This is a genomic window from Rhodoplanes roseus, assembly GCF_003258865.1.
GTDB lineage: Bacteria > Pseudomonadota > Alphaproteobacteria > Rhizobiales > Xanthobacteraceae > Rhodoplanes > Rhodoplanes roseus.
Genome location: NZ_NPEX01000866.1, coordinates 1 through 264, shown reverse-complemented (window position 1 = coordinate 264; position 264 = coordinate 1). Strand labels below are relative to the sequence as shown.

Sequence of the window (264 nt, the reverse complement as noted above, 5' to 3'; positions counted from 1 at the left end):
GTCGCTAGTTTGTCGAGCATGGGGGAACTCCCGTTGTTTCCGTTGCGGTGCACATAAGGCCCGATCCGGGTTCTTCAAAGCGGGAGGCTGGATTGCGTGACTGGCGGTGCCGCTTTCAGGCGGCGGCCTTTTCGGCGATCTCGTCGGTGATCACCTTGAAACCGGCGAGACGCGAGGCGCCGAAACTCGTGGAAATCGCGACGTCGGTCGCGTCGCGTCCGCGCGCCATCAGGATGCGCCCGATGCGCGGATGGTTGTGGCGAG

Annotated in this window: 1 pseudogene; it reads right to left on the bottom strand. The window is 64.0% G+C overall.

The features are described 5' to 3' along the window. Window positions 1–115: 115 nt before the first annotated feature. A pseudogene (locus CH341_RS36170) lies at window positions 116–264 on the bottom strand (transglutaminase family protein); the annotation flags it as partial.